The organism is Pseudoalteromonas sp. JB197 (assembly GCF_002332205.1).
Taxonomy (GTDB): Bacteria; Pseudomonadota; Gammaproteobacteria; order Enterobacterales; family Alteromonadaceae; genus Pseudoalteromonas; species Pseudoalteromonas nigrifaciens.
Window position 1 is genome coordinate 804345 of record NZ_NRGZ01000001.1, and the last position, 25169, is coordinate 829513.

The 25169-nt window shown below is 39.6% G+C and carries 22 protein-coding genes; 20 read left to right on the top strand and 2 right to left on the bottom strand.

Going from position 1 to position 25169, the window contains the following annotated elements; translation table 11 throughout:
- The first annotated feature begins 1 nt into the window (after window position 1).
- Genes CIK86_RS03825 through rlmM form a run of 3 tightly spaced genes read left to right on the top strand, consistent with a single transcriptional unit; the run spans window position 2 to window position 2114 of the window.
- Entirely contained in the window at window positions 2–631 is a 630-nt protein-coding gene (locus CIK86_RS03825; RefSeq protein WP_011327751.1) for an alpha/beta family hydrolase, read from the top strand.
- A gap of 19 nt (window positions 632–650) precedes the next feature.
- Entirely contained in the window at window positions 651–1019 is a 369-nt protein-coding gene (locus CIK86_RS03830; protein WP_041454382.1) for a DUF423 domain-containing protein, read from the top strand.
- A 9-nt stretch (window positions 1020–1028) separates the two neighbouring features.
- On the top strand, window positions 1029–2114 hold the full coding sequence (rlmM, locus tag CIK86_RS03835; protein WP_086997960.1) for a 23S rRNA (cytidine(2498)-2'-O)-methyltransferase RlmM: 1086 nt from the start codon (window positions 1029–1031) through the stop codon (window positions 2112–2114).
- A 72-nt stretch (window positions 2115–2186) separates the two neighbouring features.
- Here rlmM and cysZ read toward each other — a convergent pair whose 3' ends face one another.
- Window positions 2187–2918: a sulfate transporter CysZ gene (cysZ, locus tag CIK86_RS03840; protein ID WP_086997963.1), complete on the bottom strand. Its 732-nt coding sequence runs from the start codon at window positions 2916–2918 to the stop codon at window positions 2187–2189.
- 334 nt (window positions 2919–3252) lie between these two features.
- Here cysZ and CIK86_RS03845 point away from each other — a divergent pair, with 334 nt between their 5' ends.
- The 17 genes from CIK86_RS03845 (at window position 3253) to msrB (ending at window position 23505) form a co-directional block, all read left to right on the top strand.
- Window positions 3253–3606: a YkgJ family cysteine cluster protein gene (locus CIK86_RS03845; RefSeq protein WP_011327756.1), complete on the top strand. Its 354-nt coding sequence runs from the start codon at window positions 3253–3255 to the stop codon at window positions 3604–3606.
- Between the two features lie 569 nt (window positions 3607–4175).
- A complete protein-coding gene (locus tag CIK86_RS03850; protein ID WP_011327758.1) occupies window positions 4176–5741 on the top strand; it encodes a BCCT family transporter in 1566 nt (521 codons plus the stop codon).
- A gap of 1366 nt (window positions 5742–7107) precedes the next feature.
- Entirely contained in the window at window positions 7108–7278 is a 171-nt protein-coding gene (locus CIK86_RS19205; protein ID WP_167376930.1) for a hypothetical protein, read from the top strand.
- A 201-nt stretch (window positions 7279–7479) separates the two neighbouring features.
- A complete protein-coding gene (locus CIK86_RS03865) occupies window positions 7480–7923 on the top strand; it encodes a hypothetical protein (RefSeq protein WP_011327760.1) in 444 nt (147 codons plus the stop codon).
- A 374-nt stretch (window positions 7924–8297) separates the two neighbouring features.
- The gene (gene speA / locus CIK86_RS03870; protein ID WP_086997973.1) at window positions 8298–10211 is read left to right on the top strand and encodes a biosynthetic arginine decarboxylase; all 1914 of its coding nucleotides are present in this window, start codon (window positions 8298–8300) and stop codon (window positions 10209–10211) included.
- A gap of 2 nt (window positions 10212–10213) precedes the next feature.
- On the top strand, window positions 10214–11137 hold the full coding sequence (gene speB / locus CIK86_RS03875) for an agmatinase (protein ID WP_086997976.1): 924 nt from the start codon (window positions 10214–10216) through the stop codon (window positions 11135–11137).
- Window positions 11138–11380: 243 nt separating this feature from the next.
- Window positions 11381–11590 (top strand): DUF1656 domain-containing protein, encoded by a 210-nt coding sequence (locus CIK86_RS03880; protein WP_011327763.1) that lies wholly within the window; start codon window positions 11381–11383, stop codon window positions 11588–11590.
- Window positions 11590–12450 carry an HlyD family secretion protein gene (locus CIK86_RS03885; protein ID WP_086997979.1) on the top strand — a complete coding sequence of 287 codons (861 nt, stop codon included), beginning with the start codon at window positions 11590–11592 and terminating at the stop codon, window positions 12448–12450. Before CIK86_RS03880 ends, CIK86_RS03885 begins: the two co-directional genes overlap by 1 nt.
- Entirely contained in the window at window positions 12450–14501 is a 2052-nt protein-coding gene (locus CIK86_RS03890; RefSeq protein WP_086997982.1) for an FUSC family protein, read from the top strand. Before CIK86_RS03885 ends, CIK86_RS03890 begins: the two co-directional genes overlap by 1 nt.
- Before the next feature lie 67 nt (window positions 14502–14568).
- The gene (locus CIK86_RS03895; protein WP_086997985.1) at window positions 14569–15300 is read left to right on the top strand and encodes an RNA methyltransferase; all 732 of its coding nucleotides are present in this window, start codon (window positions 14569–14571) and stop codon (window positions 15298–15300) included.
- A 53-nt stretch (window positions 15301–15353) separates the two neighbouring features.
- Window positions 15354–18767: a chromosome segregation protein SMC gene (gene smc, locus CIK86_RS03900; RefSeq protein WP_086997988.1), complete on the top strand. Its 3414-nt coding sequence runs from the start codon at window positions 15354–15356 to the stop codon at window positions 18765–18767.
- 68 nt (window positions 18768–18835) lie between these two features.
- The gene (gene zipA / locus CIK86_RS03905; RefSeq protein ID WP_011327768.1) at window positions 18836–19582 is read left to right on the top strand and encodes a cell division protein ZipA; all 747 of its coding nucleotides are present in this window, start codon (window positions 18836–18838) and stop codon (window positions 19580–19582) included.
- Window positions 19583–19663: 81 nt separating this feature from the next.
- Complete coding sequence (gene ligA, locus CIK86_RS03910; protein WP_086998006.1) at window positions 19664–21685, top strand: NAD-dependent DNA ligase LigA; 2022 nt, start codon at window positions 19664–19666, stop codon at window positions 21683–21685.
- Entirely contained in the window at window positions 21678–22022 is a 345-nt protein-coding gene (locus CIK86_RS03915) for a DUF3392 domain-containing protein (protein WP_086997991.1), read from the top strand. Before ligA ends, CIK86_RS03915 begins: the two co-directional genes overlap by 8 nt.
- On the top strand, window positions 22019–22534 hold the full coding sequence (locus CIK86_RS03920) for a DUF2919 domain-containing protein (RefSeq protein WP_086997994.1): 516 nt from the start codon (window positions 22019–22021) through the stop codon (window positions 22532–22534). Before CIK86_RS03915 ends, CIK86_RS03920 begins: the two co-directional genes overlap by 4 nt.
- A 2-nt stretch (window positions 22535–22536) precedes the next feature.
- Complete coding sequence (locus CIK86_RS03925; RefSeq protein ID WP_011327772.1) at window positions 22537–22977, top strand: hypothetical protein; 441 nt, start codon at window positions 22537–22539, stop codon at window positions 22975–22977.
- 87 nt (window positions 22978–23064) lie between these two features.
- Window positions 23065–23505: a peptide-methionine (R)-S-oxide reductase MsrB gene (gene msrB / locus CIK86_RS03930; RefSeq protein ID WP_086997997.1), complete on the top strand. Its 441-nt coding sequence runs from the start codon at window positions 23065–23067 to the stop codon at window positions 23503–23505.
- A 5-nt stretch (window positions 23506–23510) separates the two neighbouring features.
- On the opposite strand, the gene CIK86_RS03935 is transcribed toward msrB, so the two are convergent.
- Complete coding sequence (locus CIK86_RS03935) at window positions 23511–25151, bottom strand: tetratricopeptide repeat-containing response regulator (RefSeq protein ID WP_086998000.1); 1641 nt, start codon at window positions 25149–25151, stop codon at window positions 23511–23513.
- Window positions 25152–25169: the final 18 nt, after the last annotated feature.

Sequence of the window (25169 nt, forward strand, 5' to 3'; positions counted from 1 at the left end):
TATGATTGAATGGTTTCAAAGTACACAGCAGCCAGCTATAGCACAGTTTATTTTTGCCCATGGTGCAGGAGCCGGTAGCGACCATGAGTTTATGCAAAATATGGCACAACTCATTAGTGAGCAAGGGATTGATGTTGGTTTATTTGATTTTGAATATATGCAAATAGCGAAACAAACCAATAAACGCCGCCCACCCGATCGCGCGCCTAAATTGCTTAGCTACTATGAGCAAATACTTAGCCATGCACAGCCAGGGTTGCCGTTATTTATTGGTGGCAAATCTATGGGGGGACGAATGGCGTCAATGCTTGCCTGTACTAGCGAGCATGCTATTTTAGGTGTATTAGCGTTTGGCTATCCGTTTCATCCGCCAGGCAAGCCTGAAAAGCTACGCACTGATCATTTTGCTGATATAGGCTGCCCATTTTTGGTATTACAAGGTGAGCGCGATACGTTTGGTACTCGTGAGGAGCTAGCTACTATGTTAATGCCCAAGCAACCAGAATATTGCTGGCTACCCGATGGCGACCATTCACTAAAACCGCGTAAAAAAAGTGGCGTTAGTGAGGCGCAAAATCGAGCAACTGCAGTACAAAGTGCTGTGCGCTTTATAAAATGCATTGTTAAATAAGTATTCGAGAGAGTAATAAATGATTAAATTATTTTTAATGACCGGGAGCTTTTTTTGTATGCTGTCGGTAATGCTAGGGGCTTTTGCCGCCCACGGTTTAAAAAGCCGACTGTCGGAGTACTCATTAGGTGTGTTTAAAACCGCAGCTGAGTACCAAATGGTGCATGGATTAGCGCTTATAGCTGTGGCGGTGTTAATTAAGTGGGGTATTAACCTCAATTGGGCTGGCGGTTTTTTTATTGCGGGCACACTGCTTTTTAGTGGCAGTTTATACTTACTTGCCATAACAGGTATGAAGTGGCTAGGCCCAATAACCCCATTGGGTGGTTTATGCTTTATTATTGGTTGGATTGTTATTTTAGTGCAAGTTGCACGATTTAAGTTTTAAAGGGTTAATATGTCTAGTGTTGTAATTTACTGTCGTAGTGGGTTTGAAAACGATGCCGCTGCTGAAATAACGTTCCACGCTGCCGAGCAAGGTTTTGCCGGTTATGTTAAAGCAAAGCCAAATACCGGTTATGTTATTTATGAGTCTTTTGACGCGCAGCATGGCGACGAAATAATTAAAAAAGTTGATTTTAAAAACATGGTGTTTGCTCGTCAATGGTTTGCTGGTACGCTGATCGAAAACATGCCAGTAGAAGATCGTGTAGGGGCCGTTGTAGAGGCTGCTAAAGATTTTACCTTGTGCTCTGAGCTACGTGTAGAAACCCCCGATACCAACGAAGGCAAAGAGCTTTTAACCTTTTGTAAAAAAATATCAACGCCCCTTAAAAAAGCCCTCGAAAAACGTAATATTGTACTGCGCGAGCCAAAAGCAAACCGCCCAGTAATGCATGTACTGTTTTTAACTAACAACACCGCTTATGTGGGTTACTCGTATAGCTTTAATAACTCGCCATTTTTTATGGGTATTTTACGTTTACGTATGCCAAGTGATGCGCCAAGCCGCTCTACTTTAAAATTAGATGAAGCATTTAATGTGTTTATTCCAGAACAACAACGCGAGTCACGCGTTGCAGCCGGAATGCGCAGTGTTGACTTAGGGGCGTGTCCAGGTGGCTGGACTTATCAGTTAGTGCGCCGTGGTATGTTTGTAAGCGCGATAGATAATGGCCCAATGAACGATGATTTAATGCAAACAGGGCAGGTAAAGCACTTTAGGGCCGATGGCTTTAAATATCGCCCAGAAAAACGCAACATTACTTGGTTAGTATGCGACATGGTAGAAAAGCCAACTAAAGTAACCAGCCTAATGATTGATTGGGCAGTAAATGCATATGCTAAAGAGCTTATTTTTAACTTAAAGCTGCCAATGAAAAAACGCTTTGATAGTGTTTACGAGTGCTTAAGCATGATCAGAGCTGAACTAGAAAAATACGGTATAAGCTATGAGTTACAAGCTAAGCATTTATATCATGATCGCGAGGAAGTGACCGTGCATTTAAATGTGACCAAAGTGCCACAAAGCTTGTATAGCTAATGATGAATTAGTAAATAACCAGAGTTAAGGTTAAATAAAAAATGGGTCAAGTGACCCATTTTTTATTTCATATTATTGATTTCGGTATTGGCTGCGAAAGTTCTCAACCCATAATTTGGTGCCACCACAAACAGCAACAGGCATTACAATTAAATTTACCAACGGAATGGCTGTTAGCAACATTACTGCAAAACCAAACCCGTACGATAAACCTTGCTTGCTTTGTAAATCGGTTTTCATTTGCTTAAAGCTGATTTTATGATTATCGAACGCGTAATCTTGGTATTGCACGGCAAACATCCAACACGAAAAAAGCACCCACAGTATTTGCCCTATAACCGGCAACACCCATAACAATATAAAAAAGCCAATGGCGCGGGGAAGGTAATAGCAAAGTTTTGTCCACTCTCGGCCAAGCATGCGTGGCACATCTTTTAATAACTCAGCAAAGCCATCATCATTAATTTTTTGACCTGTTAAATGCAACTCAACTTTTTCACTGAGTAAACCATTAAAAGGTGCGGCAATAAAGTTTGTGATTACAGTAAATAACATACTGTAGCTAAACAGCACTATTAACAGGGCAATGGGCCACATTAACCACTCAAGCCAGCTTAACCACTCGGGTAGCATATTATTTATGTAGCTAAAACTGTCGCTTAACCAGCCAAATAAAAAAAACAACGAGCTACCAAAAAGTAAAATATTAATTAACAACGGAATAAACACAAAACGCTTTAATCCCTTTTGAGTAATTAATTTAAAACCCGAAAAAAAATACTCCATACCTTGTATGATCTGCACAACTACCTCAAAAAATATTTTTCATTTGCACTAGTATAAATAGCTGAGTAATTTTAAACAGTATTTTTAGGTAACAAAGTGTTTAAGTAAAATAATAACAACAGCCAGCTTACTACTTTATTCATCCTGCTTAATAAATAATATTTAGTTTATAAGCTGTGTATATTAGCGCTATGGCGTAACTAAATGCTAACTTAGCTTGATTTTTGGGCAGTGCAAAGCGTACTATAGCTGATCTAGCCACTCTAGGCTTAGGCATCGCTTTGATGCGTTGTGGAGAAATTAGTAAAGTTGCCGCGTCAGTGCGTTGCAAAAATAAAGGGTATAAATAGTGATGTACAAAAATCAGGAAGTAATTTTACGATTACGCGCTAATATTCCAGCGTTTGAATGCGTAAAAGGATGCCACGACTGCTGCGGGCCAGTAACAACGTCTTCAGAGGAAATGTCGCGCTTACCGGTAAAAACAGATGCTGAGCATGAAGCGGCGTTAAACGAGTTCAATTGTGTACATCTTGGTCCCAATGGCTGCACTGTATATGACGAGCGTCCATTAATTTGTCGCTTATTTGGTACTACGCCAAGAATGCCTTGCCCGAATGATCGTCGGCCAGATGAGCCTGTTGACCCTAAAATTGAGCGTGAAGTACATCACTTTATAGCAAATACGCGTCAAGTATTAGTGTAAGTATCGGTATTTATTAAAGTAATAGAGCGCTTATTAAGCGCTTTTTTTATGTATGTTATACGCGTTGCTAATAATTTAAAAACCATCAATAAGTTTATTCCAAACACTCTCTTAGTTATTTTACAAAAATACTATCAATACATATTAAATTTGTTACGAGATTAATTATGCATTTGACTATTAATAAACTTAGCCTTATGTACCTTTTTTTATCGCAGTACTTTCGCATCTCTTTATTTATATTGCCATTTCTGTTTGCCTAGCCCCTTCAAAATTGTTGTTTTATATTTGTTTATTATTAAAAATAGCTGTAAGCAAGGCTTTGCTATTGTGTAAATTCACTGTTAATAATTAGAGTGCCGTTGGATTAGGTTGCTGAAAAGGGTAAAATATTCACAAATTGGCAGTTAAGATATTTGTTATGGCATTTTCTAAACTCGAAATAAAGCAAGATCGAAAGATAATTTAACCTTTTGATTAGCGTCGCTTCATTGTGTAATTTCGTATTTAGGGTGGGTGTTGTGGTATGTCGCTATGTCGGTAACTAAAAATCCATCAGGAGACGATAAATGAGTACCACTGGAGTAACAAAACAACATAAGGATGAGCATTCATCTACAATAAAGTATTTGGCAGGGGTTGATATACCGGTATTTTTAATCAGTGGTGGCATCCTTGTGCTATTTGCTGTGCTAGCACTTTATGATATTGATTTGATGTCGGGTTGGATCAATACCGCCTTTGCTTTTTCTACTAAAACGTTTGGTGCCTTTTGGCAAATATTATTGCTTTCGACCTTTATAATTGGGTTGTTTTTAGCCTTTGGACGTACCGGGAAAGTGGTATTAGGTGGCTTAAAAAAGCCAGAGATTACTACCTTTAAGTGGATCAGCATTATTATGTGTACACTCCTTGCTGGTGGCGGGGTGTTTTGGGCTGCTGCTGAGCCAATGGCACATTTTATTTCGCCGCCGCCAATTTTTGGTGGTGAATCAGGCACTAAAGAGGCTGCATTTAATGCTTTAGCGCAAAGCTTTATGCATTGGGGTTTTTTAGCCTGGGCTATTTTAGGCAGCCTGACTGGCATAGTGTATATGCATTTACATTACGAAAAAGGTTTACCGCTTAAGCCGCGTACTTTGTTGTATCCGGTATTTGGCGATCGCGTAATGAAAGGCGCATTTGGTGCTATTGTCGATTCGTGTTGTGTTATAGCTGTAGTAGCAGGCACGGTAGGCCCTATTGGCTTTTTAGGCTTGCAAGTAAGTTTTGGTTTAGAAAAACTATTTGGTATTCCAGATACTTACACCACTCAAGTGGCCATTTTATTTAGTTTAATTGCAATTTATACTCTATCTGCCGTAAGTGGTGTTACTAAAGGAATTCAATTACTCAGTCGCTTTAATGTAATTTTAGCCGTGGCGTTAATGCTGTTTATTTTGCTGATGGGGCCTACAGCCTTTATTTTTGATAGCTATATTCATTCGTTTGGGCTTTATATTAATAACTTTATTCCTATGGCCACTTTTCGTGCCGATACCGCTTGGTTAGACTGGTGGACAGTATTCTTTTGGGGCTGGTTTTTAGGTTACGGACCTTTAATGGCTATGTTTGTTGCACGAATTTCGCGCGGCCGTACTATTCGTGAAATGATCACACTTATCTCAATAATTGCTCCTGTTATTACTTGTTTTTGGTTTACGATAGTGGGTGGTTCAGGAATATTTTTTGAGTTAGCAAACCCGGGTGTTATTTCAGAACCCTTTGCGGGCTTAAATTTACCCGCTGCGCTGTTGGCCATTACTGAGCAGCTGCCTATGGGCTTTGTTATATCGGTGTTGTTTTTAATTTTAACCACAATATTTGTAGCAACCACGGGTGACTCTATGACCTACTCGGTATCTATGGTAATGACGGGTAACGATCATCCGCAAACACCCATTAGAGTGTTTTGGGGCATTATGATGGGAGTTATGGCAGCAATATTAATTTCGATAGGTTCAGGTGGTATTTCTGCATTGCAGTCGTTTATTGTAGTAACCGCCGTACCAGTGTCTTTTGTGTTGTTACCATCACTTTGGACGGCCCCACAAATTGCGAAAAAAATGGCTACTGAGCAAGGTTTATATAAATAATACAGCTAATATTAGAGCATAAAAAAGGGCGCCAATATTATTGGCGCCCTTTTTTGTTATTACTTAGATTTTCTCTTTCTTGGTTTTGCAACTTCAACAGTATTTGATTCTTTCAGTTTACGTTTTTCTTTTAACGATAAAGCGGGTTTTTTCTTATCATTTTTAGACATATTCACCACCTAAACAATAAATAATAGATTAATTTAAAATGCTTTTTTCACAAACTAAAAACCTAACAACAATCAAGGTAAGTTACCTCCAGACTTTGTCGAAAATAAACGTTAGTTACTTATAAATTATTCGCATTAAAAGTGGAGCGGGGTTAGTTTCCTTCTACCGATAAGCCGGCTGATCCACGTTCGGCTTCATCGTAAATAACCACCGCAGCTCACTTTATTTGCCTAATTAAAGGCATAGCTAATAACATTAAAAGTTAGCGTTACTTAAAGTAACTTAAGCCTTTCTCTTTTTCCTTGGCTTTGCTACTTCTGTTGTATTCGATTCTTGTTTTAACTTACGTTTTTCTTTTAACGATAACTGTGGTTTTTTCATATCATTTTTAGACATATCATCACCTATTAATAAATAACAAATTAATTACTTCTGCTTTTAGTAAACTAAAAATTAAAGAAACAATATCAATCGGCTATTCACCTCCTTTAATAAGATTAAATAATTACTGATCTTCGTTTATATTGCTTAAAACTAAACGAAGAAACTTTATGCTTTTACTGTATTTAATAACCAAATTTGCCACACGCTAAACAATAGCGCATAAATAATATTGATAATAAAAACACAGTATTATTTAAATCTCACTTTAATCTAGGCGATAGAAAGCTTGCCGAGAATGGCCTAAATTAAAGGTTAAATTAAAAGTTAAATTAAAAATTAATAGTAAATTCTGTGAAACAGATGGACGCAGAGAAGCGTCCGCTTAAGCGGGGAATTTTAGGGCGAAGCTCCCCAAACAAATAATATAATTAAATAAAAAAATATATGTTTTCATAGCTCCAATATAGCAGCTTAAATAATAACTTCAAGCTCTCTTAGATGCTTTAATTAAAGATTAAATTTATGGGTTAAATAACCATTATTTTTAAACTGAAAGCAGTACTCATTTAAGTATTAATTTAGTTAAGGTATTGTTTTAAATTGGTTTATATTCTACGCGTTTGGATTGTAAGGGGGCGGGAATATTAACCAACACTTTTAAAGAGTATGACGGCCTCGAATGTAATACGTAATTATAGCGGAAAAATATTTTTAGATTATTTAAAAATGATTACGTAGCAATACTTTAAGTTATTTGTTAAAACTATTAAATTATTATCCTAGGTATAAATGTGAGTATAAGGAGTATTTTATGTCGAAAAAAGTAGTAACTTTTGAATACGAAAAAGAAACAAAAAACAGTGTTCGTTACAAAGAAGTCCCAGATGAAGGCGTTGCCCCTATTGTTGGATCTTTGTATGTTCAGAAGTGGTTTGCTGGGAATAGCAAAACGCTTGAAATAACGATAGATAAAAAAGACTAATTAGCGGCATTATTTTTGCGCCATGTGTTTGTTTAGGTAAAAGCGACTAATAAATACTACGTTTTATTTAAGGGCGCATAATATATTTTTAAACTAATAAAGTTGCTTATAGCGTATTATAGTAGCTCATTTATTATTAATATTAGGCTTAAGTAAAAGTACGCTAGCCTCACAAATTTGATTAACAAGGAAGTTGTATAGATGAAGTATTTTGTTTTAATTTCTATTTTAATTCTTAGTGGGTGTACATCAACACCTAAAGTTATATCTAACTCGGATATAACCAGCACTATGAATTTAATTGCCCTCACCGAAGAAGTCGCTCCTGCAGGAATAAAAGGCGTATTTAAGTTATCAATAAAGGCGGCGGGCATTCAAAACAGTGGTATCTATTTAAATACAGAATTGGACTATAGAGATAGAAGAAATGTGAGTGTCGCTATTCACCCTAGAACAGTAAATGCTTTTATAAAAAAGTATGGAACTTCGCCCGATTTATATTTTATTAATAAAACAGTTGAAGTTACGGGCGAGGCTAAACGTATGATAATTGATTTTTACGCTATGGGTAAAAAAACAGGAAAGTACTATTTTCAAACGCATATAAATATAACATCACTCAATCAGATAAAAGTATTGGACTAGGTGAGTTATTAAATAAGCTATAATTTGTCGGGTGGCGCTGCGTTTATCCGACTTTAGCTTGTACCCTGTTTTTATTTTAATATCGCTAATATTGGCTTTTCAAGCCGCAATTTAGCAACTAATTTTACGCTATATATCTGCAATCCTTAATAACAAAAGTTGTAATAAAAGCCGTATATTAAGCGCAATTTAGATTCTTCCTTTATGTTACCTGCCTCTGAGGCGCTATGATCTTTAGCGTTACTTTGTTTCTAATTTTTAACATTAAAATTTACTCGTTACGAGTAAAAATTCTTGTTGGACTTAAACCGCTATTTTTCTTTTAATGCGCGCAATTAGCCAGTTCGGCATTTCTAAATAAAAGAGAAAGATAAATGAAAGAAACAACATCACTAGAACAAGCTCGTACGAGCTACAATGTTCGTCATTGGAGCCAAGGTTTTTTTGGTATTAATGAACAAGGTGATGTATATGTTGCCCCTAAAGCCGATGCGCCAGAGCAAACTATTGCACTGACGGACATTGCTAAGCAACTAGAAGATAAAGGCTTAAGTTTGCCTGCATTAGTACGTTTTCCGCAAATATTACATCATCGTGTGCACAGCTTATGTGCTGCATTTAATACCGCGATTGCAGATTACGGCTACCCTAAAGATTATTTATTAGTTTACCCAATTAAAGTAAACCAACAGCGTGAAGTGGTTGAAGAAATTGTTGCCAGCCAAGCACAACTAGAAAAAAAACAACTAGGTTTAGAAGCAGGTAGCAAACCAGAGTTATTAACCGTACTTGCATTGGCTGAAAAAACCAGTGCGGTGATTGTATGTAACGGTTACAAAGACAAAGAATATGTACGCTTAGCGCTAATAGGCGAAAAGCTAGGCCATAAAGTATACATAGTGCTTGAAAAGCTCTCTGAACTCGACATGGTTCTTAGCCAAGCTAAAGAATTAAATGTAAAGCCACGCATTGGTATTCGCGTGCGCTTGGCATCGCAAGGTAAAGGTAAATGGCAAGCAAGTGGCGGCGAAAAATCAAAATTTGGTTTATCGGCATCACAAGTCTTGCATGTGGTTAATCGTTTGAAAGAATCGGATCAACTTGATTTAGTCCAGTTGGTGCATTTTCACTTAGGTTCGCAAATGGCGAATATTCGTGATGTACGTTTAGGTGTAAGCGAAGCAGCACGTTTTTACTGCGAGTTACGTAAACTAGGTGCAAAAATTGAGTGTCTTGATGTGGGCGGTGGTTTAGCTGCTGACTACGATGGTACTCGTAGCCAGTCACATAACTCAATGAACTATAGCTTAGCTGAATACGCTAACAATATTGTGTACACCATAGGCGACATTTGTAAGCAGTATGAACAGCCGTTTCCAACTATTATTTCGGAGTCGGGGCGGGCATTAACCGCGCACCATGCTGTGCTTATTTCAAATGTGATTGGTACTGAAAGTTATACACCTGAAGAAATTGAAGCACCGGCTGATGATGCCCCGCAGTTACTTAAAAATATGTGGATGTCGTGGCAGCAATTGCATGTATTAACTGATGACCGTGCATTAATTGAGATTTATCACGATAGCCAAGGCGATTTAGCCGAAGCACATAATCAGTTTGCAATGGGGTTACTAAACTTAACCCAGCGTGCGTGGGCTGAGCAAACAAATTTACGCGTGTGTTATGAGCTTAATAAGCACATGGACAACAAAAACCGTTTTCATCGGCCAATAATTGACGAGCTTAATGCACGTTTAGCCGATAAGTTTTTTGTAAATTTCTCGTTGTTTCAATCACTGCCAGATGCGTGGGGAATTGATCAGGTGTTTCCGGTGTTGCCATTAAGTGGCTTAACCGAAGCGCCAAAAAAACGTGCAGTATTACTGGATATTACTTGTGATTCTGACGGTGCACTTAATCATTATGTTGATGGTCAAGGCATTGAAAGTACACTACCAGTACCTGAGTTTAGTGCAGATAAACCATATTTAATGGGGTTTTTCTTGGTGGGTGCTTATCAAGAAATATTAGGTGATATGCATAATTTATTTGGCGATACGCACAGCGCTATGGTGAATATGGATGAGCACGGCGTAGCCAGCATTACCGAAATAAACCAAGGCGATACAGTAGCCGATATGATGCGTTACGTGCATTTAGACGTTGAGAGTTTTCAGCAGTCGTATCAGCAGTTGGTAAGTAGCAAAATTGCAGAACACGAACAGCAAAGCGTTTTAGACGAATTGCAAAATGGCCTTGATGGCTACACTTATTTAGAAGAGCTATAAGTATGTCGACTTTGTTTGATCATCCCGATCACTCATTGTATTCCAATGGGATGACCTTTTTACGTTGTCCTATGGTGCAAAATATTACCGCGATTGACGCTGATGTAGTAGTGCTTGGTTTACCATTTGATATGGCGACCTCGGGCCGCCCAGGTGCACGTTTAGGCCCAGACGCGATTCGTCGTGCATCGGTGCATTTAGCGTGGGAAGGTACTAAGTATCCATGGACGTTTCCATTATTTGAGCATTTAAAAGTGACCGATGCTGGAGACTTTACTTATCCGGTAGGCGACGCTGAGTATTTTACGGCGCAGCTTGAACAAGCCGCGAGTAAAATATTAAGCCAAGGTAAAACCTTGTTAGGGCTAGGTGGCGATCATTTTGTGACTTTACCATTGCTACGTGCGCATGAAAAACAACATGGCAAAATGGCTTTGGTGCACTTTGATGCGCACACAGATACTTACAGTAATGGCTCACGCTACGACCACGGTACCATGTTTTATCATGCACCAATGGAAGGGTTAATTGATTTAGAGCACAGTATTCAAATTGGTATTCGCACCGACTTTGATCAAAGCAAGCATGGGTTTGCAGTGATTGATGCCATGCAAGCCAACGATTTATCGGCAAACGATATTGCTGCGCAAATAATTGCGCGAGTAGGTGATTTACCGGTTTATTTAACCTTTGATATTGATTGCCTTGATCCTGCGTTTGCACCTGGTACAGGCACTCCTGTGTGTGGTGGTTTAACATCAGACAAAGTACTTAAAATATTACGTGCTTTAAAAGGCATTAATATGGTAGGTATGGATGTAGTAGAAGTATCGCCAGCGTATGATCAAAGTGAAGTAACCGCCATTGCTGCAGCAACCATTGCGCATGAGCTTTTGCACTTATGGGCATATAAAAATAAGTATTAAACTAAATTAAACTAAAGAAAATACTAATGAATAGGGCACCCTTAAAGCGTGCCCTATTTTTTTGCGCCCCATAAAAGTAGTATAATTTTTTAGTCGTGTTTATTTAATACCGTTATGCAGTAATTTGGTGTTATTTAACCTGAATTTAGGTTATTTACATATCATTCTATTATAAGCTCGTCAGGCTCAGTCTATACTGAGCTTAATTATCCACTTATAAAAACTAAAATAGGATACCTTTTTATGCTTCAGGCTGTTGTTTTAGGAGGGCTAGAATTTAGTCCTTTGGTTGTTTATTTTCCCATAGCATTTTTATTAACAGCGCTGAGTCGTTTTATTTTGCACCGTTTAGATTGGCACGATCGCATTTGGCGGGTTGCCTGGTTTGAGGTGTCTTTATTTGTATGTTACTTAGCATTAACCGTATATTTATTAAGTGGAAGAATAATTTAATGGCCAAATATTTACGTATTTTAGTTACAGTACTGGTTATTTTTATGGCCGTATTTGCAGGGCGTTGGGTATGGAATGATTACATGCATACACCATGGACCCGCGATGGCCGCATTAGAGCCAATATAGTTACGGTAGCGCCAGATGTGTCTGGTTGGGTAACTCATTTAAACATGATTGACGGGCAAAGTGTAAAGCAAGGGGATCTGCTTTTTAGTGTTGATGCTAAGCGTTATCAGGCAGCGCTAGAGCGCAGTAAAGCCAGTACCGAAAATGCATTATATACCTGGGAGCTTGCTAAGCATAAATACGAGCGTCGAATAGCATTAAACAGCCAACAAGCAATTAGTGAAGAAAGTTTAGAAGCAACGCGAATTAATACAAAAATAGCAAAAGCAAACTATGAACTCGCTAAAACAGAACAAGCAGTAGCGCAGTTAAACCTTGATAGAACCCAAGTTGTTGCACCTGTGTCGGGTTACATAATTAACTTAGATTTACGCCAAGGCAATTATGTTGCTCAAGGCGTGTCGGTATTTGCCATTGTACAAGCCGACTCTTTTTATGTAACAGGCTACTTTGAAGAAACCAAAATCCCTCTTATTCATTTAAAGCAACACGCAAATGTAGCTTTGTTAAGTGGTGGTAAACCTTTAACTGGTCAGGTAATGAGTATAGGTAAAGCAATTGCTAATACTAATACGCAAAGTAATGGCCAGCGTTTACCACAAGTTCAGCAAACCTTTAACTGGGTACGCTTATCGCAGCGCATTCCGGTGGATATTAAATTAGACGCGTTTCCTGCAGATACTCAGCTTAGTGCCGGAATGACCGCAACTATTCGACTTGTTGAGCGCTAATGGAGGCTGTGCTGCGTAACCTATTTTTACCTAAAAAGCAGGCTGTTATTTTTGCACTAAAAGGCGTAATTGCTATGGCAATGGCGCTTACAGTTGCTTTGTTTCTTAATTTAGATCGCCCTTACTGGGCTTTAGTTTCAGCGGTGTTTTTACAAATACGCCCAGAGAGTGGCTTAGTGGCCGAAAAAGCTCTGTGCCAAATAGTAGGCACTGTTATAGGCGGCTTGTTTGGCATATTACTATTAACGCAGCTCATATCTTACCCTTACTTAGCACTGGGCATACTGGGGTTGTGGTTGGGTATTAACTCAACGTTATCGGCTTTGGTTAGGCAAACAAATTTTATTTATGGGTTTGCTATGGCGGCGGTTACCGCCGAAATTATAGTGTTACTGGTAATAGCAAGCCCTACCACCGTAAGTAGCCAAGCTGTATTTAGTATTGCCCAATCGCGTATGAGCGAAATTATAATTGGCTCAATTTGCGCCGGCATTGTGAGCCATTTATTTTGGCCAGTAAAAGTGAAAAATGGGCTGCAAATTCAGGCAAAGTCATTAATAAACCAAACCCTTAATTACCTAGTTACTGAGCTAAACATACAAGGCTCGCACGAAGAACGACACCAGCAAATAGATGGCATTTTGGCAACCTTAGGCGCAGTTAACGAAGATTCTAGCGCGGTGCGTTACGAAGGCCCTAAAGGTCCTGGGCGCGCTCGTGCAGCAAATCAACTGTCGCAAAAAGTATTATCTTTACTGGCGTTAATTCAAATATTTGGCCGTTTACAACGTAGCCATACAAAATTGATGAGCCCGCTACTGACTCAATTATTTACTCAGCTCAAACAGGTTTTAGCAAATATAGCGCAAGCAAACAGTGTTGATGATTGCATAGAACAAGTAAAAAACTTGCGCCGAGAGTTAACCGAATATCGTGCGAATAACAGCAGTGAGCTGCCCTTTGAATCGCATATGCTCAATGTTAGTGTTGATATAACCACAGAGTTAACAGTGTTGCTGCGTGCTTATCGCGCCCTTGAAGAGCGCGATACAAGGCTGCTAAATGCACCTAGCACAGTAACTTACCGTGATCCGTTAGCGGCAATAATTGTTGGGTTTCGCACCGTTATGGTGTTTTTTATTGGCGCGTGTATTTGGGTAAGCACAGGATCGCCGGCAGCAATAATGATTATGATTTTACCGGTGATATTTTCAATTATGTTAGCGCGTTTTCCACTCATTGTTTTGCGTGTGGTGTTAAAGCGGATAATGATTGGAGTTGTGGTTGCTAGTTTTGTCAGTATTTTTTATGCACTTAACTTATTAGCCTACAGTGGTGGGCAATTAGAAATACTCATATTGGTATTAGCTGGCCCTTACTTTATTGGTTTATTACTACTTGCCGATAGAGAAACCCTGCCTTACGGATTAGGCTTTTGTATACCGTTTTCTATTTTGGTGAGCCCAAGTACCGATATGAGCCGAGCATTTTCAATTGATTATACGCTGAGTGCGGCAATGGCTATTTTTACTGGGGTAGCTATTTTATTTTGGGTTTTTCATTTACTTACAGGGCCAAGCGCCCAGTTATTAGTGCATAGAATTTTTAAAGCAACCCATCAAGACCTGCTCGATATTAATAAACACAGTGCGCCTATTGTTTGGTATAACCAGCGGATGGCCGACCGATTATTACGACTCACTCATTACGACCAAGGTTCGCAGTCTCGCGCTATTACTGACTTGGCATTAACCGCATTAAATTTAGGCCACGCAGCAGTGCGATTACGCTCTGTGTGCGAAAACGTAGCAGGTAAAGATCTAAAATATTTTGCACTGTGGCAGCATGCTCTTGCCGATGCATTTTTGCTGGCAAGTAAAGGTCAAGTTGATCAGCGGTTTAAACATGCATGCGACGCGTTATATCAAGAGTTAGTGTGTATATTAGGAGAGTCGCAGCAGGTTGAGGCAATACAAGGAATGTTTATGCGGATTAACTTAACCTTTGAGCGCAGCGCCAATAGTATTAAGACCCCAAACTCACTACTTTAGCTATTTTTCGAGTTCAGAAGTAGGTATGAGATCTGCTATACTGTGCGCATCATTTTATGGGGCTGTTATGATTTCAAAAAACCAACTCAAACTTATTCGCCAACTTGGCCAAAAAAAGTACCGCAAGCAATTTAATCAATACCTTGTACAAGGTGAAAAAAACGTACTTGAGTTATTAAACAGCCCATTAAAGGCGGTTGATATATTTGCTACCGAGGCATTTATAAATGCCTATCAAGCACAGTATCTGGGTATTAATTTTATTTGCGCCGAGGAAGAGCTGCTAACAAAAGCAAGTACGCTGGTTAGTAACAATGCCGCCATTGCTATTGTAAATATGCCACAAGCAGCACAACTACAAACCAGTGGCTTAATATTAGCACTTGATGGTGTATCTGATCCTGGCAATTTAGGCACTATTATTAGAGTTGCTGATTGGTACGGTATTAAACATATTGTAACCAGTACAGATAGCGCCGATGCATACAACCCTAAAACAATTAGTGCCACTATGGGCTCGTTTGTAAGAGTGTCGGTAAGCCAAGTCGATTTGCCTGCGCATTTAGCCACATTAAAATTACCAATTTATGGTGCCTTTTTAGACGGGGAAAATGTGCACAACACTCAATTTACAGGTTCAGGCGTGTTATTAATGGGCAGTGAGTCGCACGGTATACGCGAAGCGTGTGCCAAATTAGTAACTGATAAAATAACCATACCGGCTTTTGGTCAGGCTGAGTCGCTGAACGTGGCTATGGCAACCGGTATTATTTTAGATAATTTTAAACGCCAAGCTTAAAACTAAAGCAAGGTTAATGTTTATAACCAATAATATTCGGTAATAACAAAAAGATGCGCTTAAGCACTATAAAATTAGCAGGCTTTAAATCGTTTGTAGAGCCAACTAAAATTCCATTTCCTGATCAAATGACCTGTGTTGTAGGCCCTAATGGCTGCGGCAAGTCTAATGTTATTGATGCAGTGCGCTGGGTGCTTGGCGAAAGCTCGGCTAAAAATTTACGTGGCGACGCCATGGCTGATGTTATTTTTAATGGCTCAACTAATCGTAAAGCTATTTCGCAGGCCTCGGTAGAGCTTACTTTTGATAACGACAAAGGCGACTTTCCTAATACCTTTGCCGATCGTAATCAAATTGCTATAAAGCGTTTAGTTACTCGCGATGGTCAGTCGTTGTATTTTTTAAATGGCAGTAAATGCCGCAAACGCGATATTACCGATATATTTTTGGGCACAGGCCTTGGCCCACGTAGTTACGCCATTATTGAGCAAGGCATGATCTCGCGCTTAATAGAGAGCAAACCGCAAGAACTTAGGGTGTTTTTAGAAGAAGCCGCAGGAGTATCTAAATACAAAGAGCGCCGCCGCGAAACGCAAACTCGAATAAAAAGCACCCGTGAAAACTTAGAGCGCTTACTCGATGTACGCAAAGAGTTACAAAGTCAGCTTACTAAGTTAGCGGTGCAGTCGGTTGATGCTAAAAAATACCGCGAGTTAAAAGCGCAAGAGCGAACGTTAAAAGGGCAAATTGCCGTTTTAAAATGGCAAAAACTACACCAACAACAACTCGAAAAAAGCCAACAAATAAATAAATTAAATGAGCAAGTTACGTTTTTTAAAACGGCTCATTCTGGTCACGACGACGTACTTGCAAGCTTAGAAACCCAAGTACAAGCCTCGCAAGAAAGCGTAAGTGATGCGCAACAGCAACAACATGTAATACACACTGAGCTTACGCGATCTGAGCAACAACAAATAAGCATAAAGCAACAAATTCAAACGCTTAAACAAAATCAGATTAAACTACAGCAGCGCCAAACGCATAGTTTAGAGCTTAAAACGCAGCAGCAAACAGTGTGCGAACAACTAGAACACGCTTTGCAGCAGGCAATAGAAAACAACTTAATGCGCAACGAGCAAGTAAGTGAGTTAAGCCAAGAGCTTGAGAGTGCTTTAGAGCTAAAGCAGCAACACACTGAGGATTGGCAATCGCTTAGCGAGCAACTGCAGCAACTTAATAATAAGTTGCAGATGCAAGCAAATAATATTGAGCAAACTCAGCAGCAAAGCAAACACGTTAATGAACAAAGTGAGCAGTTAAATAAGCAAATTACACACCTAAAAAGTAGCGATGTTGAACAGCAGTTAGCTTCTCAAAAACAACAAAGGCAAGTGCTTACTCAAGAGTTAGCAACTAAGCAAACGGCGCACAGTAAAGGCCAAATGCTGCTTTTAGAGCAAAGTTCGCAGTTAAACAATGCCGAGCAGCAATATAAGCAACTTAGCCAGCAAGCTAACGAGCTAAAAGCCAGTATCGCAGGACTAAGCAGTACATTAGGGCTAGATAATGAGAGCGAGCACCACAACACCTTATTTAACCAATTAAAGGTTAAAGACGGGTTTGAGCACTGTATTGAACAAGCACTTAAATCGCTTGAGCATTTAAATGTAAGTGAGCAGTTGGCAAATAATAGTGTGTGGCATATCGCATCAACAAAAAGCAATCAGGCAAATGTAAAAAATAGCTTAGCGGCATTTATAACTCAGGGGGTTTACCCTGAAGTATTGAGCCGTATTGCTTATAGTAAAAGCGGCGAACTTAAAGCATTAGAGGATAATTTTTATATTGCCGTAATGGATGAAACCGCCGCTTTGCATGGTCGGAACTGGCATATAAGCTCAGATCGAAATGCTGAAAACTCATTACTGGTAAAGCACAAGCAATTGCAGCTTAAAACAGCGCAGCTAAAAAATGTAGAGGGTGAGTTACAACTCGCAGCCCAAGTGCTTGAGCAGCAAAAAGCACTGCAAAGTGAGCTTAGTACGCAGCAAAGTGAACTTAAAGAAACCATACATCAGCTGGCTCAAAATATTGCCGTAGCGAGTACGCGCAACGATATGTTAAAAGAGCAAGTAGCGCAGTACCAGCAGCAATTGCAACAGTACCAAACGCAACAACAGCAATTAGTTACGCAGTTAGCACAAATAAAAGGGGTGCTTAAAGATCAAACAGTGCAGTTTGAAACACTTAAGCAGCAACAGTTAAGTTTAAGCAGTGATCTTGCTACTGCAAATAACAAGCGCACACACAGTGATACAAATTATAGCCAAGTATTAGCTAGGCTTGAGCAATATAAAACGCAAGCCCATCAAGCAACGCTTGCAGAGCAACAGTCACGTAGCGAGTGGCAATTAAGCCAAGCTAAACTAAGCCATGCAGAGCAAGCGCATTTAAGTGCAGAGCAGGGGGCAAAAGAATTACACGATCAATTAACCCAGCTGCTAATACCCGAGCAAGAACTACTTGAAAAAATAGCCCTGTTACTTAAACAGCATGCGCAAGGCGAGAAAAACTTAAACACATTACAAAATAAATTAAACCAAGCAAAAGAGAGCTTAAGCACGAAGCAAGCGAGTCTTAAAAGTTCACAAGGTGAGCTGGTGGCGCTACAAGAGCAGCATCAAAAATTAAGCATAGAAGAGCAAAGTTTATTAATAAAAGCACAGTTGGCGCTTGAACCGCTAGAAGAGTTAAAGCAAAACCTAAAGCAGGTGCTTGATGAGTTACCAGAAACACTCATTATAAGCACAGCACAAAATAAACTCGCAGATATTGTTAATCAGTTGGAGCGCTTAGGTGCGGTAAATTTAGCCGCTATTGATGAGTTTGATCAAGCCAAAGCGCGCAGCGAATATCTTGATAATCAATTAGATGACTTAACAAAAGCGCTGAGTACCCTAGAAGGGGCTATTCGTAAAATTGATATAGAAACCAAAACTCGCTTTAAAGCGACCTTTGATCAAGTTAACCAAGACTTTGCAAAGCTATTTCCAAAGGTTTTTGGTGGTGGAAGTGCTTATTTAGAATTAACCAGTGACGATTTACTCGAAAGTGGTGTTAGTATAATGGCACGACCACCAGGTAAAAAAAATTCAACAATTCATTTGTTAAGTGGTGGAGAAAAAGCGCTGAGCGCATTATCATTAGTGTTTTCTATATTCAGGCTCAATCCAGCTCCATTCTGTATGCTGGATGAAGTAGATGCACCGCTAGATGATGCCAACGTGGTACGTTTTTGCCGTTTGGTTGAAGAAATGTCACAATCGGTGCAGTTTATTTATATTAGTCATAATAAAATTGCGATGGAAATGGCTGGTAGATTAACAGGTGTTACCATGGCTGAGCCAGGTGTATCGCGCGTAGTGGCTGTAGATATTGAACAAGCTGTGCAACTTGCACACGCATAGTTAAATTAAACGTATTAGGTTTTAACTAATACACAGGTTTAGGCATATAAAATAAAAAAGGTGAGGGGATGGCCGAAGAATTAAGATGGGTTTTAATCGTGATCAGTGTATTTGTCATAGGTGGCTTATTAGTACACGGTTTATGGTCAGTGCGAAAAAAAGACAACCCAGAAATACCTGCTAACGAGCGGGTCGAACCACAACACACAGCTCACTCTCATTCGCCAAGTGCAGAGCCCGCACAGAGCGTTGCCTTTGAGCAAGAAGAACCACAATTTGGTGAACTAAATTTTGATGCCAACGAGCCGCAAATAGATACTAGCGTGCCAGAAGTGCCAATTGAAGATGACCTTAGTGTAATTGAGCCAGAGCATGACCTTGAGCCAAGCGAAGAGCCTGCAGAGGTTTCAGACTTTGTGATTGTGCATATTCAAATGCCAGATGGAATGAGCATGCAAGGCAGTAAATTATTGCCCGCGGTAAACACCTTAGGGTTTAAATACTCAGAGGAAGGCTTTTTTAATCGTCATTTAGATCCAGCAGGCCAGGGCCCGGTATTATTTAGACTAGTAAATATGTATAACCCAGGTACCTTCGATATTGATAATATGGAACAATTTAGTACCGCAGGCGTTAGCTTATTTATGACCTTACCGTGTGAAGGTGATGGCTTAGCAGCATTTAATATGCTGCACAGTGCAGCTAAAAAGCTCAGCGACGAATTTGGTGCGCAAATTTTAGATGCGCAGCGTGAAGAAATGACCGTAGATCGCGTTCGTCAATATGTTGAACAGGTACGTGCATTTTCTGCGTAATTAACGCAATAGGTTAAATTTTTATAAGCCACTGGGCGTTGACTCGTCAAAGTGGCTTTTTTTATGTTTTTTGAGGTCCAAATGGCAAGCAGCATTAGTGAGCAAATAAACCATCTTCGTAGTACGCTTGAACAGCACAGTTACAATTATTATGTACTTGATACCCCCAGTATTCCTGATGCTGAATACGACCGTTTATTACAACAACTCAGCGCACTAGAAACTCAGCACCCAGAATTAATAACTGCCGACTCACCAACCCAAAAAGTGGGCGGTGCTGCGCTAAGTAAATTTGAGCAAGTAGCGCACCAAGTGCCTATGTTATCGCTTGATAACGCCTTTAGCGAAGATGAGTTTATTGCCTTTAATCGCCGTATAAAAGAGCGTTTAATGAGTACCGAAGAGCTTACTTTTTGTTGTGAGCCAAAACTAGATGGCTTAGCTGTGTCGATTATTTATCGTGATGGCGTACTAGTGCAAGCCGCGACCCGAGGTGATGGGTTGACGGGAGAAAATGTAACTCAAAACGTTAAAACAATTCGTAATGTGCCACTTAAATTACGAGGTAGCGATTATCCTGCTGAACTAGAAGTGCGCGGCGAAGTGTTTATGGATAATGCAGGCTTTGAAAAGTTTAACATTGAAGCTGAAAAACGTGGTGAAAAAGTATTTGTAAACCCACGCAACGCCGCCGCAGGTAGCCTGCGCCAGCTTGACTCTAAAATTACGGCTAAACGCCCACTGATGTTTTATGCCTACAGCACAGGCCTTGTAGCCGACGGTAGCATTGCAGAGGATCATTATCAGCAATTAGAAAAGTTGACTGATTGGGGGTTACCACTTTGCCCTGAAACAAAATTAGTAGAAGGCCCACAAGCTGCACTGGCTTATTATACTGATATTTTAACGCGCCGTGGCGAGCTTAAATATGAAATAGATGGCGTGGTAATAAAAATAAATCAAAAAGCCTTACAAGAGCGTTTAGGCTTTGTAGCACGCGCTCCGCGTTGGGCTATTGCCTATAAGTTTCCGGCCCAAGAAGAAATAACCAAATTACTCGATGTAGAGTTTCAGGTGGGGCGTACGGGAGCAATTACACCGGTTGCACGCTTAGAGCCGGTATTTGTTGGTGGTGTTACTGTATCAAACGCTACCTTGCACAATGGCGATGAAATAGCGCGCTTAGGCGTAAAAGTGGGCGACACGGTAATTATTCGCCGTGCAGGGGACGTAATTCCACAAATAACGCAAGTAGTACTTGAGCGCCGACCTGATGATGCCCGCGATATTGAGTTTCCGGTAACTTGCCCAATTTGTGACTCCCATGTAGAAAAAGTAGAAGGTGAAGCCGTAGCGCGTTGTACTGGTGGTTTAGTGTGCCCGGCGCAACGTAAACAAGCGATTAAACACTTTGCTTCGCGCAAAGCACTCGATATTGACGGCCTTGGCGATAAAATTGTTGATCAACTCGTCGACAGAGAGCTGATTAAAACCCCTGCAGATTTGTTTATTTTAAAGCAAGGACATTTTGAATCGCTTGAGCGTATGGGGCCAAAGTCGGCTAAAAATTTGGTTACTGCGCTCCAAGACGCTAAAGCGACAACGTTGGCTAAGTTTTTATACTCATTGGGTATTCGTGAAGCGGGTGAGGCAACCACACAGAATTTAGCTAATCATTTCTTAACCCTTGAAAACGTAATAAATGCCAGCATTGATAGTTTAACTCAAGTAAGTGATGTGGGCGAAATAGTAGCAACCCATGTACGTAGCTTTTTTGCCGAACAGCATAATTTAGATGTTGTAAATGCGCTGGTAGAGCAAGGTATTAATTGGCCTGAACTTACTCCACCTTCAGCGCAAGAGCAGCCATTAGCTGGCCTTGTTTATGTGCTTACCGGTACCTTAAACACATTAAACCGTAATGACGCCAAAGCACGTTTGCAGCAGCTCGGTGCTAAAGTGTCGGGTAGTGTGTCGGCTAAAACCGATGCGTTAGTAGCAGGCGAAAAGGCCGGCTCTAAACTAACTAAGGCACAAGAGCTCGGTGTAGATATTCTTACCGAAGATGATTTAATTACATTATTTGAGAAGCATAATGGCTAATATTTTAAATTTATTAAACTCAATTCTAGTTAATACTAGCCAATGGCTACATGGATATTTATACAATCTATCTATGCTGATAATGGTGTGCTTAGTATCCTTGTATGCAAACGATATTATAAAGCTAACCAAAGGGCTGGTTGCACGTCGTCATTTTATAGTAAGAGTGCTGTGCTTTGTATTGATCACCGCCTTTGGATTTGGTTTTGTGGTTGTGTGGCTTAGCCCGCTACTGATTAAGGCGTTATTGTTTTTTGGCACTAAGTGGTTAGGTGTTACCTTGTTAGCAGCATTTTTTATATTGGGCACTATTGCCGATAGGAAAAATCAATTATGAGCCGCTATGGCCCAGAGTACTGGGATAAGTACGGCAGTTACCGTACACCCATCGCCTTTCATTTAAGTGTGCTGGTATTGTTACGAGCTTATTTTATTTGGATAGTGGCAGGGTTAAGCCGACGCCCAGAATTGGATTTGATGTCGATATTTTTTAAATCTAAAAACGATTTTTTTATTGCTATTGCCATTGGCGCTATAGCCATAGTACCAATTATTTTATTTTGTTTGCGTCGACCCCGCGAGTCTCATAAAAGTAGTGAACGCTTAGCTAAGATTTGGCGTTATATGCGCTGGCCTCTTATTTTGTGTGCGGTAATAGACTTAACTTGGTTAAGTATTCAAGCAGCTCATAGCTATTATCATTTTTCGTTATTTTTAGCGATTCAAATGGTGGTTGTATTATGGGTGCTGTGGTACTTAGCTAAAAGTCGTTATTTAACAGTGTTTTTTAATGATTGGCCTGAGCCTACCGAAAAATCCGCAGCAGAAAAACGCCTTAATAAGGATTAAAAGTGGACGCTATAAATAAAAAAATAGCGGTGGTGGTGCTGTTTATAGGTGTGGCGCTTAGTGTGCTAATGCTAACTACAAAGCTTACAGAGCAGCCTTGGTTTATATTTTTATTTGTCTTATGGGTATTTGTTTTTTGCTCTTGTTGTTACCGATTAACCCCACTGTTTAAAACACGAAACCAAGTTAATGATTTTATTAAGCGCGATGCAAAACATTTAGTATTGTTTAGCTTAGCGGGATTTTTTGATAAAAAATCTGGCCCGCAGTGGTTAGCAATTAAAAATATTAAGCACCTTTCAACCCGCAATAATGAACTGCTAGTACACAGCTACCAGCAAACGCAATTTAGTATTAGTTTACCTGCGTCAAAAGTAGAGCTAGATGCTTTTTTACAGCAGATACTGACTAATTCAGAAAGACGAAGTATTACATTTGATTAAGTTGATCTTAAGCAAATGTAATAACGTAATAATTAACCAATAAAGCTAAATACGATTATAGCTAACCAAGCATTTAAAGAGGCTGTTATGTTGAAGTGGAATGATGTTATTAATTTTGCCAATAATGGCAATCCAACGCCGCCGAAAAAGGTTATTAAAACCGACGCTCAGTGGCAAGAGTTATTATCTGAAGATACCTATTACGTTACTCGTAAAAAAGGCACTGAGCGACCGCACAGCTCCGGTAGCTGCACATTGTTAGAGCCAGGCAAGTATGTATGTATATGTTGCGATAACTTATTGTTTGACGCAGATGAAAAGTTTGATAGCGGTACGGGTTGGCCTTCGTTTACAAAACCCGCAACAATAGAAGCTGTTGCCTATATTAGTGATAACACTCATGGGATGCAGCGTATTGAAGCAGTATGTAATGTGTGCGATGCGCACTTAGGTCATGTGTTTCCTGATGGCCCATTACCGACTGGCCTGCGATACTGCGTTAATGCCGCGTCAATGAAAAAGCTTTAACGCGTTTAGTCGGCTTGAATATCTAGCTGCATATCTTTTGCTTTATGCAAAATTTTATTTAAACGCTGCGCCTGATCTGCAGGTAGTTTAGCTTTGCTCAGTAAGGCGTAGCATTTTTTAGCAAGCCCCATATTAAACGAATCCCCCCCTTGTTGTTTGGTCGAATCAAACAAACATTGCAATAAGTTAAGTGCGATACTCTGATTACGAGGCATTACCCTAAATGCTTGAGTAAACGCTTCTAGTGCCGTATTTAATTGCCCTCTATTAAATCGATTCACAGCATGGTTGTTTAACTCTTTAGCCCCCATTTTAATATCACGACGCTCGCTTTGCTGTTGTTGAATATAACGTAAATAGGTTGTGTCGCTTACACTTGGATGACGCTGACAATGCGTAATTATTTGGCCAAATAAATTTTGGGCTTTTTGATGAAAGCCTAGTTCGTGAAATGCTTTTGCTTTATCGAGTGCGCCGTCTACAGAGCGAATTTGTGTATCATCTTCATCAAGCTGCTCTATTAGTCGCTTAGCTTTTTGATGTTCATCTTTTAAGTAGTGTAGGCGTGCGTTTAATACATCGATTTGCGCCTGGTTTACATTATTAGGAAACTGCTTTTTTAAATCATTAATATATTGATTAGTTTGGCGAGAAATTCGTTGTATTTGATCCGTTTGATCTGTGGTTAGCGCAAAGTCGATACCGGCACGCGCCGCATTTAAATAAATATCTGGGCTATCGTGAATTGAGTATTTTGCATAGCTTGCAATATCTTTTTGGGTTAAATAGCTCTTTTCATAATCGTGATTAATTAACGATACATTACTCAAAGACTTTTGACGCATAATATTAAGAGGAGCAATATCCGCAGCCTGACTTAAAAACTCTTGTGCGAGCTCAAATTGATTAAGTTTTATTTCTAAACGACCTAATAAATCAAGCGCGATTAAACGAGTTTCGTTGCGCTCTAACATGGTTTTAAGCATGCGCTGGGCTAAAATATGTTCATTATTTTCTATCAGTGCTTCTACTAAACCTACTTTAGCCCATGCAAATTTTTGGATATCGAGTACCGACTTAAAAAAGTCTTTGGCCTCTTGGTTACGATTAAGGCGTAGTAGGGCATCACCTTTTAATCGCAGTAAAATAGGGCTGTAGTTGTTGTTTTTATTTAATGCTGCACTTATGTACTTAAGTGCTTTGGAATCATTACCGTCATCAATAAAATTGTAAACTGTTTGTAAATCACGTTTACGTTTTAAAATACGCTCTATACGTATTTTAAGCTCTTGTGCTGTAAATGGTTTAACCAAAAAATCATCGGGTTGTAATTCAAGAACACTATGTACAAGCGAGCCACTTGTTTCTGCAGAAATAAAAATAAACCCAGTGGAGCTTTTAATTAACTGCTTTATTCGCAATTCCTCATAAAGCTGATAACCATCTTGATGCTTATTTAGATTGAATGAGCATACAATTAAATCAAATTGCTCGTTTATACACTGCTCTTTTGCCGAGTTAGCATGATCTGCAAATCGTAACTGTCCAAAGCCAAGCTTTTCTAGCGATTGTTTCATATAGCTTTGGGCGAGCGGTTGCTCCTCCACTATAAGTATTTTGGCTGTTGAATAGATCTTTGTTGGCATTTGGCTTAACAGTGATTA

What these genes read in the sequence shown, in the direction of transcription:
- CIK86_RS03935 (WP_086998000.1), bottom strand. Translation starts at nt 25,151, where the DNA reads ATGCCAACAAAGATCTATTCAACAGCCAAAATACTTATAGTGGAGGAG.
- CIK86_RS03825 (WP_011327751.1), top strand. Translation starts at nt 2, where the DNA reads ATGATTGAATGGTTTCAAAGTACACAGCAGCCAGCTATAGCACAGTTT.
- msrB (WP_086997997.1), top strand. Translation starts at nt 23,065, where the DNA reads ATGTTGAAGTGGAATGATGTTATTAATTTTGCCAATAATGGCAATCCA.
- CIK86_RS03890 (WP_086997982.1), top strand. Translation starts at nt 12,450, where the DNA reads ATGGAGGCTGTGCTGCGTAACCTATTTTTACCTAAAAAGCAGGCTGTT.
- rlmM (WP_086997960.1), top strand. Translation starts at nt 1,029, where the DNA reads ATGTCTAGTGTTGTAATTTACTGTCGTAGTGGGTTTGAAAACGATGCC.
- smc (WP_086997988.1), top strand. Translation starts at nt 15,354, where the DNA reads ATGCGCTTAAGCACTATAAAATTAGCAGGCTTTAAATCGTTTGTAGAG.
- CIK86_RS03850 (WP_011327758.1), top strand. Translation starts at nt 4,176, where the DNA reads ATGAGTACCACTGGAGTAACAAAACAACATAAGGATGAGCATTCATCT.
- speA (WP_086997973.1), top strand. Translation starts at nt 8,298, where the DNA reads ATGAAAGAAACAACATCACTAGAACAAGCTCGTACGAGCTACAATGTT.
- CIK86_RS03865 (WP_011327760.1), top strand. Translation starts at nt 7,480, where the DNA reads ATGAAGTATTTTGTTTTAATTTCTATTTTAATTCTTAGTGGGTGTACA.
- CIK86_RS03885 (WP_086997979.1), top strand. Translation starts at nt 11,590, where the DNA reads ATGGCCAAATATTTACGTATTTTAGTTACAGTACTGGTTATTTTTATG.
- zipA (WP_011327768.1), top strand. Translation starts at nt 18,836, where the DNA reads ATGGCCGAAGAATTAAGATGGGTTTTAATCGTGATCAGTGTATTTGTC.
- CIK86_RS03895 (WP_086997985.1), top strand. Translation starts at nt 14,569, where the DNA reads ATGATTTCAAAAAACCAACTCAAACTTATTCGCCAACTTGGCCAAAAA.
- CIK86_RS19205 (WP_167376930.1), top strand. Translation starts at nt 7,108, where the DNA reads ATGTCGAAAAAAGTAGTAACTTTTGAATACGAAAAAGAAACAAAAAAC.
- CIK86_RS03830 (WP_041454382.1), top strand. Translation starts at nt 651, where the DNA reads ATGATTAAATTATTTTTAATGACCGGGAGCTTTTTTTGTATGCTGTCG.
- ligA (WP_086998006.1), top strand. Translation starts at nt 19,664, where the DNA reads ATGGCAAGCAGCATTAGTGAGCAAATAAACCATCTTCGTAGTACGCTT.
- speB (WP_086997976.1), top strand. Translation starts at nt 10,214, where the DNA reads ATGTCGACTTTGTTTGATCATCCCGATCACTCATTGTATTCCAATGGG.
- CIK86_RS03915 (WP_086997991.1), top strand. Translation starts at nt 21,678, where the DNA reads ATGGCTAATATTTTAAATTTATTAAACTCAATTCTAGTTAATACTAGC.
- CIK86_RS03845 (WP_011327756.1), top strand. Translation starts at nt 3,253, where the DNA reads ATGTACAAAAATCAGGAAGTAATTTTACGATTACGCGCTAATATTCCA.
- CIK86_RS03880 (WP_011327763.1), top strand. Translation starts at nt 11,381, where the DNA reads ATGCTTCAGGCTGTTGTTTTAGGAGGGCTAGAATTTAGTCCTTTGGTT.
- CIK86_RS03920 (WP_086997994.1), top strand. Translation starts at nt 22,019, where the DNA reads ATGAGCCGCTATGGCCCAGAGTACTGGGATAAGTACGGCAGTTACCGT.